The organism is Pseudomonas sp. ICMP 8385 (genome assembly GCF_002699915.1).
Lineage (GTDB): Bacteria > Pseudomonadota > Gammaproteobacteria > Pseudomonadales > Pseudomonadaceae > Aquipseudomonas > Aquipseudomonas gessardii.
Genome location: NZ_LKBY01000158.1, coordinates 1 through 8,175, shown reverse-complemented (window position 1 = coordinate 8,175; position 8,175 = coordinate 1). Strand labels below are relative to the sequence as shown.

Here is an 8,175-nt window from a genome sequence, read left to right as displayed (position 1 = left end):
CTGGTTTGCCGGGCCGGTCAGTCGCAGTTAATTCCGGTCGAAAATCGTATTGATTGCAGGTCGGGACGTTTTTAAATGCAGGCCGCTACAACTAGCCCGTGTCAGTAAGGCCGCCGCACGGCATTTGCTAACACCGTACGAGTGCCTGCATGGTAACGAATTTATTTCCAACGTGGTGCGGCGTATCGGCTCATTGGCTGTGTATAAAAGAGCACTTTTTCGGCCAGAGCGAGGCACTACGGGGCTTTGGCGGGGGAAAGATTTTTTTCGAAAAATGGGCCTATTTGCTCGACTGCACAAAAAAACCATCAAAAAAGAACTTTTTTACCAAAAGGGTCGCACCAATCCCTACATCTTGTGTTTATCGTGCGCCCCAAAAACCGCCAATCGTTAATTATTGCCACTGCAAGTGCCACCTTGTACCCTGTCGGTACGTGAATGCTCCCTGTGAGTACGAAAGCTCGGCCACTAACTGGGCTTTCGACGAAAAAGCCGCCCTCCTAAGGCGGCTTTTTTTTGCCCGAAATTTGCTGGCGTGACGCGTCACAGCTCGACGGCAAACCCTTTGATGCCCTGGGCTTCGGCAAAGCGGCCCACCGCTATCAGACTCGCCCAGGTGCGCAGCGCTTCGCGCACCGCGCCGCCCTCGATCATCACCTGCAGAGCGTCTTCATGAATCCCAGCGCGCATTTTTCGTCGTCCTGTTCGTCCGTCTCAACCATGCAAACCCCATGAAAATCACCCTCAAAACCGGTGGGACAATAGGGGAAATCCAAAACGAGAGAAATGCAGATGAATACGTTTTTTATTACTGACAATGGGAACCTCATCGAGGTGATCGAACGCGTCATGCAGATCAAATTTTTCACTCCCTGGGGAGCGGCGACCCAGCCGCGGACAAACTACGAGTACCAGGATAGAGGTGAAGCCAGTGAGGAAGATCGCCGTCGCATCCCGCGAGAGCTGGGTGGGTACGCCTAAAACCCCTCACTAAGGGAATGGTAGGCCAGCCCCCCCACCGACTGGTATCCAGCAGCCACAAAAAAGCTCACCGAGGTGGGCCTGTTTGTAGGGGGCGATTGAACGAATGCCCCGTTATTCGCAGTGGCTCAGCCGGTCGGCCTTGGCTTGCAGTCGGCGCAGGCGGCAGTTGGGGTCGTTGCGCTGCGCACAGCCATTCTCGGCGGAACAGCTGAACTCGCGCTGAAGATCACCCTGGGGGCTGCCCAGGCCGGAGAGGCGGAACACTTGCTTGCTGAGGATGACGCGGGCACCGGAGAGTGGGCAGTCATAGTCGCGTTGTTGATGAGTCATGGAGGTCTCGCTGGGGGTAGGGATGATGCTTGAACGGTGCTGTCACGACACGCGGTCCGGGGCGGATTTCGCGTTGAAAGTCGACGGGCGGCCCCTGTTTGACTGTCCGGTTTTTTGAATTCGGCCGGGTTTTCAGAAAACAAAGAAAAGCTAATGCATCTGCCTGATGCACAAAAAAGCCCGCCGATTGGCGGGCTTTTTTGTGAGCGCGATTTGACGTCAACGCTCGTTACTCGAAACCTTTCTTGTTTTCATGATCATGGAATCATATGATTACATGATCATTAAAATAACAGGAGATCCCCATGAACATCATCATCATCCACAGCGTTAAACACGATTCCGAGGACGGCCTGCGCTTTGTCGTCGCAGAGTTCACCGTGGACGGTGAACTCTATGGGCATAGACTGGCTGACGGTGGATTGCTCGACCGCTCCAGCCTGGATCTTGACCACGAAACCTTGAATGCCATCCAGGAGGCCTTGGATGAGTTTATCCACGACCAGGCCGTGGATACTGAGCTGTACGACATTGACGAACTGACCCAACAGGCGCAGTTGCTGGGCTATCGGCAGGGCAAGCGCTATGTGCTCGACCAGATCGGCGAAACCGTCCAGCTGGTTGAGGTGACCGAGCGCTATCGAACGCCGGTGGCGGCATTTAACAATCGCACGGAATGTGCGCTCTGGCTCCAGCTCAACGAACCGCAGCTGGGAAAGGGACCGGTCAAACGCGTGAATGCAAATATTCCTGAGGCGTTGCACGATGATTTCAAGGCGCTTTGTGTGCGTCGCAAAGTGGACATGCAAGACGTGCTGGCCAAGTTGATTGTCCAGTGGATGCAATGACTGAGCCCACGCCTCGGCCTACCGCTCATTATTCTGCAGTGCCGGTGATCAGACGGTGTTCCTCTTGTGAGGGGAAAATTTATTCCCGTCACAGGTAACTATGGCCGCGAATGGCCACCTGAGACCGTCATCACTAGGACCGCGCGCAGGCCGAAGGCCGCAGACGTTAGGAATTGAAGCCCGAAGGGGCGAGACGGGTCGGCTTTTTTGACCCGGCTCGATGTGCCGTACAAGCCCGGCTCGTAACGTGGGCAACGCCTAAAACGGGAGTCTAGAGAGCGCCGACGTGAACTGCTGAGCCAAGGCTATACAACGAAGCTAGACCAGCTATGACGGGATAGTTTTACCTGATGCACGCCGACAAAACGAGCATTCTGGTGGCGCAAAAAGACGAAAGGGGCCCCTGTTTCCAGGGTCCCCTTTCATGGTGCATTGTTAGCCGATGCCTAACGTAGCGATTTATGGTTCTTAAAACCGGACCTCGCTTGAGGGTGCTCGCTCGGGCCCGCAGGTAAACCTGCTTCATATTTATCGACCACCGGGCATACAAGTGGTCTTTCCTACGCCTCAAATTTGATCATTTCCTTACGGCTATGTCAAGTAATGGGGTATGAATCATGCTATTTCTGCTCGCCAATTACAGTATCCCACGGCCGACCGCTATCCAAAGAGCTCAGGAGACACAGGGCGGAAACCTTATCTGCTCCCGATGCGACCAGCAAGCGCTTGGCAGTCAGAATTGAGGTTCCAGACGATAGCAAATCGTCCACCACCAACACCGACATCCCTTTAACGTCGAGATTTTCGTTTATTTTGAACGGGAACGTATAGCCTCGAAGGTGATTATCCACCTCTTTGAGCTTAAATGGTTCGCCTTCAGACACACTCAGCGTGTGTATCAATGAGGTTATGTCGCGCAAATGTTGTTTGCGGATCTCCCCATTTGATTTCTTATCTCGCAGCGCTTGTGCAACCTCAGCGTTGCTGCACTTCACGAAGAATTCGTAGGAGATCGGGACTGTCGGTAAAGCGCGCCCCACCCGCCTAGCCAAGCCGCTCGCGATCGGATGGCTTGAGGGCAACGCGATGATAAGGTCATAGGTTCGATGAGCCGTCATAAGGTTCAAAATAATGCGTAAATTCGGCATGAATTCAGTGATAGTTTCAGTCGATATCTGATATTTACGCATTCTTTTCAGCGCGAAAATCAGCGGGTTACCATCACCTTGATGACTGTCGCTCTTACGCCGACGGAATACAGAAATGACCTCCGTGCCCTTAATGGACTGCACAAATGGGTTTTTTTCTGTGGATGTGTCCACCAAAAACTGATGCTCATCAGTGTACGAAACAACCTTGTTTTCTACGTCTATACCCACTTGCTATGCCCGCTCCTAGCTCAGGATGGCGTTTTACCATACCAGGCAAATAAATCCGAGCCAGAAGTCATTCCGGAATAAAAGCCGCTTTCGCGGACCTGTCTCGGGTACAGATGCACCTCAGCTATGTCGTATCCGTTGCAGTTGATACAAGCTGCTACATCATCAAAGCAACCTTCCACAATCGTGCCTGAGCGACTTCCTCCACATGTCGAGGTGCAGCTATAGAAAATATGCTCACACCCCGCCAATGGGTCATTGGAGCAAGATCAGCCCTTTCGCTCCAATCGATCAGCCGCTTCGAAGGGCATGCTTCCAGCAAAAGTGATAGCAGGGAAGAATGCAAAAGCTAAAAAAAAGGTTCTCAACGCCATGACCTATCCTTGGATTTGAATTTTACTTGTTTGGATCGAATTGCTGCCAAGAATCAGGCATGCCTGTGCCGAAGCCACAATTCAGACAATCCAGCCCTTTCTCATCAACTGATCGATTGAAAGCAAATGTCTTGCCTTTGAGGTCAGTCAAAAGCAGCTTTTCGCCTTTGCTTTTTGCCTCCCAGGTTTGTTCACTCAAGATCTTTTTCCGAAAAGGATCGACCTTCACTACTACGGCTTTACTGCCTTTAATATCGATCGCTACCAGTGGTCCTATGATGCCTTGCATGGCTCGATAGCTACCCTCAAATGGATTGCCACAACCACTCAGACCGACACACAGCCCGATGAGGCAACCAACTTTTTTCAACATCTGACTATCTCCTGGGAAATTGACCTTAGCGGTCATCCTCTACGGTCTCATTGCGTGACAGAAGCCTTTCAGGCTGAACGTTTGGATTCCTCAGCTGGACAACTAATTGCTCAAGCCCCAGCTCGGTAAGAAAGACCACCAGCTTGTCGAGACTCTTGAAGGTCCGCTCGCCGCCGCGCTGCCGGCGCAATGACACACATTCGGAACCCAATTGAATACGCAGCGACCACCCGTCGCGGGTGTTAAGGACCGAGATGTCATGCACCAGGCCAGCAGCTAGATATCGTCGTAGATCAGCTTCGAAAATTAAGGACATAGACCACGCATCAGAAATGGAGCAGGAGGGCAGCCCGCAGGTCTTCCCCCCCATCACCAGCAGCAGAGTTATGGATTTTACCCTTCTACTACCCTGAAGCGCCGCGGTCTTGATGATATCAGCGCGCTACAGATTATCAATGCACAATTATTGACGTATCAATAATTGTGTTTTGATAGCGCGTGTTGAAATTCTTCAGGAAGATCCGTCTCGCTTTCGCCGACGCGGCTGACAGTTCCTAACCCCCCGCAGCTCCCTCTCGAGCAATGGAGACGACCTTCCAGCCCCAACCAACCTTCGGAAAGCACTGTCTGGCTTCCATCCCTAAAGTCGAGGGTGACACTCAGAAAAGTGGACGAATATTTGAAAGGGTAGGTGTTAAGGATTCCGTGGCGCATCGCATCGTACGAGTACATTTTTCCGTAACCGGAGCTGTCGACCTTAAGCACTTTATAACCGGTACTCAATCCGCCATCGCTGATGTAGTACCCACTCACATCTGAAGAAATCATTTCTGGAATTTTTCCCCACGGGGTTAACACCAGAACACAACACGCGGCCACACAAAAAACCTTCGACCGTTGTTTCAAGGCATGCTCCTTTTGATCAGTACCAGGTCCAAAGAAAGGCGACCACCACCCCCCACAACACCCAGCAGAACCGCTCTCTAAGCGTGTTGAGCTGGCTACGATGTGTTGCGTATAGGGGGTTGGGGAGCAATGGAACTGAAAACCAACGTAAGCCGAATTAGAGTTCGTTTTACTCGTCAGCGACTGCGAATTAACGAACTTTGATTCGTGAGAAAGGTTTATTGCACTGATTTTCGGGTGTTGGTGACCTTTCCTCGCGATAGCGGAAACGGTTTCATAAAACGGTCGTTTTTCGAAACTATCCAGACGTTGCAAGGGTTTGCGGGGCAGCGACTGAGCTTAAGTGCACTTTCTGTTCCGTTGCTCCCCCAACCCCAAGGTCGACAGCAGGGCCATTCCCAACCTTGCGCTTAGGGTTATACTGTACATCCATACACTATAATTGGACAGCCGCCATGGACGCACAGCCCTCGAACTCACTGCCTGACCCCGACCAGGACGCGTTCTCCCTGGGTGTACCGTCCATGCTCGCCGCGTGGAAACACCACTGCACCTTGCTCAATCATGAACTGGACGAGACGTGCCGCGAGCTCACCCACAGTCGGCGCCGCATCGCCCAGCTGGTGACCCAGCACGACAACGACCAGCAGCGGCTCAAACACCAGCAGGCCCGGATCGGTGAGCTTGAAACCGAAGTGAAGCGGCTAAAGGACCGGCTTGTCACCGCCATGGCCCGTGAAGCCGCCGGCAACAGCGCCGCGATCTATGAGAATGCGTACCACGGCACGCCGCCGGCAGCGCGTCTCACAAGTCATCCCTGAGGCGTTAGGCCGGCTCAATGCCGGTGGCGTGGCGATACCACTCCCACCAGCGGTGCAGCAGGGCCAGGCGCTCGCCATTCACCTGGGTCACCGTCGGGGGAGGGCCGTCCAGTGCGCTGTCGCGAGGTTCATCACGGCGGGCCAGGCGCCAATGGGTCACCCCGCTGATGCCCAGTGCCTGGCGTTCGTCGTACCAGCGCGCCCCGCTCAAGCTGAACGTGCACCGGTGCAAGTCACCGCCATACGCGGGGCTGTAGACGATGTATTCGAGCTCCCCCTGATAGTCATTCCAGGGCAGCGCGTCGGTACAAGCCACCCAGCCGTGCCCCAGCGGCAGGATCAGTTCACACGGCCATACGGCCGACATCAGATCGTTTTCCCCCGTTTGCTGGCCCATGGCCGGCGTCGCGGGATCGGGAACACAGGCAGATGGTTGGGTACCAGAGGCGTTCAGCGTGCCGGCCAGTGCCTGGTGTGCGCCGGCCGGGTTGAACACCGGTCCCCAGTCGTCCAGGGTGTAGCCCGAACCATTCCAACGTAAGCGGCCAGCGAACACACCTTGCACAGATCAGGCAGGGATCCACTGATGCGGCAGCAGTCGCTCGATCTCGCTGGCCCGCTGCGTCGGCAACCGCGTCAGCACGTCCTTGAGATAAGCATACGGATCATGCCCGTTGATGCGCGCTGACTGGATCAGGCTCATGATCGCCGCCGCCCGCTTGCCGCTGCGTAACGATCCTGCAAACAACCAGTTCGACCGCCCAAGCGCCCACGGCCGGATCAAGTTCTCGATCTGATTGTTGTCGATGGGCACAGCACCATCTTCCAGGTAGCGCGTCAGCGCTACCCAGCGTTTGAGACTGTAATCCAGGGCCTTGGCCGTAGCTGAACCCTCGGGCACAAGTGCACGCTGAGCCAACATCCACTCATGCAGCTTTTCAGCGATGGGCACTGCCGTTTCCTGGCGTAATCGCCAACGGTCTTCGTCGCTCATTTCCTTGGCGTGTCGCTCGACTTCATACAGCCCGCCAATCGAGTGAAGCGCCTGCTCTGCCAACTGGCTTTTATTGGCTACATGCAGGTCGAAGAACTTGCGGCGCGCATGGGCCATGCAGCCGATCTCGGTGATGCCCAGCTCAAAGCTGGCCTTGTAGCCGGCAAAGTCATCACAGACCAGCTTCCCGTTCCAGGTGCCCAGGAAGTTGCGCGCATGTTCGCCGGCACGGCTGGGGCTGAAGTCGTAGACCACGGCCTTGAGGGCCGAGAATGGCGTAGTGCTGTAGGCCCAGACATAAGCGCGGTGGGTTTTCTTCTCGCCGGGCGCCAGCATTTGTACCGGCGTTTCATCGGCGTGAACCACGCGCTGGGCCAGCACCACCTCGCGCAGCGCATCGACCAGCGGCTGAAGCTGCACGCCGGTTTGACCCACCCACTGCGCCAGTGTCGAGCGCGGGATANGGTCGGCGAACTTGGCCACCATCACATGCGCCAGCAGGCCCGCCGTGGGGATGCCCTTGTCGATCACTTGAGGCGGCACCGGCGCCTGGATCAGTGTTTCGCACTGCCGGCAGGCCCATTTCCCACGCACATGCTGCTCGACAGTGAACACGCCCGGCGTGTAATCCAGCTTCTCACTGACATCTTCACCGATGCGCTGAAGCTGGCAGCCGCACGCGCATTGCGTGTCGTCCGGGTCGTGATGGATCACAGTGCGTGGGAACTGCGGTGGCAACGGCGCACGCTTGGGTTGCTGGCGTGGTTCTGCCTGCGCAGGTGCTGGATGAAGGGCTTTTAACTCGGCCTCGATGGCTTCGAGGTCAGTATTAAGCAGGTCATCGAGCAAGCTGCCTTGCGCCGGGCTGATCTGCTCGCTGCGTTTGGCGAACTTGTGGCGTTTAAGGATGGCGATCTCGTGAGTGAGCTGCTCGTTGACCGTCTCGATTCGATGGATCTTCTTGCTCATGGTGTCGACCTGGGCCTGCAAATGCACGGCCCGCTCGGCCAGCGCGCGGAGCTGTTCCGGGGTCATTTGGTCGAGATTGAGCAAGAAAGTGTCGGGTAGCCACAGATCATTACTGATCCGCAGCCCCCTCAGAACCGTACGTGCGAGTTTCCCCGCATACGGCTCAAGCTTACGAAAGCCAGTGCATCACTGGCCGG

At 55.3% G+C, this 8,175-nt stretch carries 11 protein-coding genes; 3 read left to right on the top strand and 8 right to left on the bottom strand.

Features of this window, described 5'->3' with window-relative positions:
• Positions 1-543: 543 nt before the first annotated feature.
• Entirely contained in the window at positions 544-690 is a 147-nt protein-coding gene (locus AO268_RS32875) for a hypothetical protein (RefSeq protein WP_162843700.1), read from the bottom strand.
• Positions 691-792: 102 nt separating this feature from the next.
• Between AO268_RS32875 and AO268_RS30960 the strand changes: the two genes are divergently transcribed.
• Positions 793-981 (top strand): hypothetical protein, encoded by a 189-nt coding sequence (locus AO268_RS30960; protein ID WP_130898264.1) that lies wholly within the window; start codon positions 793-795, stop codon positions 979-981.
• Between the two features lie 114 nt (positions 982-1,095).
• On the opposite strand, the gene AO268_RS30955 is transcribed toward AO268_RS30960, so the two are convergent.
• Positions 1,096-1,314 (bottom strand): hypothetical protein, encoded by a 219-nt coding sequence (locus AO268_RS30955; RefSeq protein WP_038445813.1) that lies wholly within the window; start codon positions 1,312-1,314, stop codon positions 1,096-1,098.
• A 305-nt stretch (positions 1,315-1,619) separates the two neighbouring features.
• Here AO268_RS30955 and AO268_RS30950 point away from each other — a divergent pair, with 305 nt between their 5' ends.
• Positions 1,620-2,162, top strand: coding sequence for a plasmid partition protein ParG (locus AO268_RS30950; protein ID WP_038445811.1), 543 nt, complete (start codon positions 1,620-1,622; stop codon positions 2,160-2,162).
• 620 nt (positions 2,163-2,782) lie between these two features.
• On the opposite strand, the gene AO268_RS30945 is transcribed toward AO268_RS30950, so the two are convergent.
• The 4 genes from AO268_RS30945 to AO268_RS32565 form a co-directional block, all read right to left on the bottom strand.
• Complete coding sequence (locus AO268_RS30945) at positions 2,783-3,541, bottom strand: phosphoribosyltransferase (protein ID WP_038445809.1); 759 nt, start codon at positions 3,539-3,541, stop codon at positions 2,783-2,785.
• 396 nt (positions 3,542-3,937) lie between these two features.
• Positions 3,938-4,288, bottom strand: coding sequence for a hypothetical protein (locus tag AO268_RS30940; protein ID WP_076964604.1), 351 nt, complete (start codon positions 4,286-4,288; stop codon positions 3,938-3,940).
• Between the two features lie 25 nt (positions 4,289-4,313).
• Complete coding sequence (locus AO268_RS30935; RefSeq protein WP_076964602.1) at positions 4,314-4,604, bottom strand: hypothetical protein; 291 nt, start codon at positions 4,602-4,604, stop codon at positions 4,314-4,316.
• A 158-nt stretch (positions 4,605-4,762) separates the two neighbouring features.
• Positions 4,763-5,194, bottom strand: coding sequence for a hypothetical protein (locus AO268_RS32565; RefSeq protein ID WP_130898263.1), 432 nt, complete (start codon positions 5,192-5,194; stop codon positions 4,763-4,765).
• Between the two features lie 455 nt (positions 5,195-5,649).
• Here AO268_RS32565 and AO268_RS30930 point away from each other — a divergent pair, with 455 nt between their 5' ends.
• Positions 5,650-6,015, top strand: coding sequence for a hypothetical protein (locus AO268_RS30930; RefSeq protein ID WP_099170800.1), 366 nt, complete (start codon positions 5,650-5,652; stop codon positions 6,013-6,015).
• A gap of 4 nt (positions 6,016-6,019) precedes the next feature.
• On the opposite strand, the gene AO268_RS30925 is transcribed toward AO268_RS30930, so the two are convergent.
• A complete protein-coding gene (locus AO268_RS30925) occupies positions 6,020-6,571 on the bottom strand; it encodes a hypothetical protein (protein ID WP_141562863.1) in 552 nt (183 codons plus the stop codon).
• 12 nt (positions 6,572-6,583) lie between these two features.
• Positions 6,584-8,044 (bottom strand): IS66 family transposase, encoded by a 1,461-nt coding sequence (gene tnpC, locus AO268_RS30920; RefSeq protein WP_099170801.1) that lies wholly within the window; start codon positions 8,042-8,044, stop codon positions 6,584-6,586.
• Between the last annotated feature and the right edge of the window lie 131 nt (positions 8,045-8,175).

Coding starts and splice junctions, on each gene's coding strand:
- AO268_RS30930 (WP_099170800.1), top strand. CDS start 5,650: ATGGACGCACAGCCCTCGAACTCACTGCCTGACCCCGACCAGGACGCG.
- AO268_RS30950 (WP_038445811.1), top strand. CDS start 1,620: ATGAACATCATCATCATCCACAGCGTTAAACACGATTCCGAGGACGGC.
- AO268_RS30960 (WP_130898264.1), top strand. CDS start 793: ATGAATACGTTTTTTATTACTGACAATGGGAACCTCATCGAGGTGATC.
- AO268_RS30955 (WP_038445813.1), bottom strand. CDS start 1,314: ATGACTCATCAACAACGCGACTATGACTGCCCACTCTCCGGTGCCCGC.
- AO268_RS32875 (WP_162843700.1), bottom strand. CDS start 690: ATGCGCGCTGGGATTCATGAAGACGCTCTGCAGGTGATGATCGAGGGC.
- AO268_RS30935 (WP_076964602.1), bottom strand. CDS start 4,604: ATGTCCTTAATTTTCGAAGCTGATCTACGACGATATCTAGCTGCTGGC.
- AO268_RS30940 (WP_076964604.1), bottom strand. CDS start 4,288: ATGTTGAAAAAAGTTGGTTGCCTCATCGGGCTGTGTGTCGGTCTGAGT.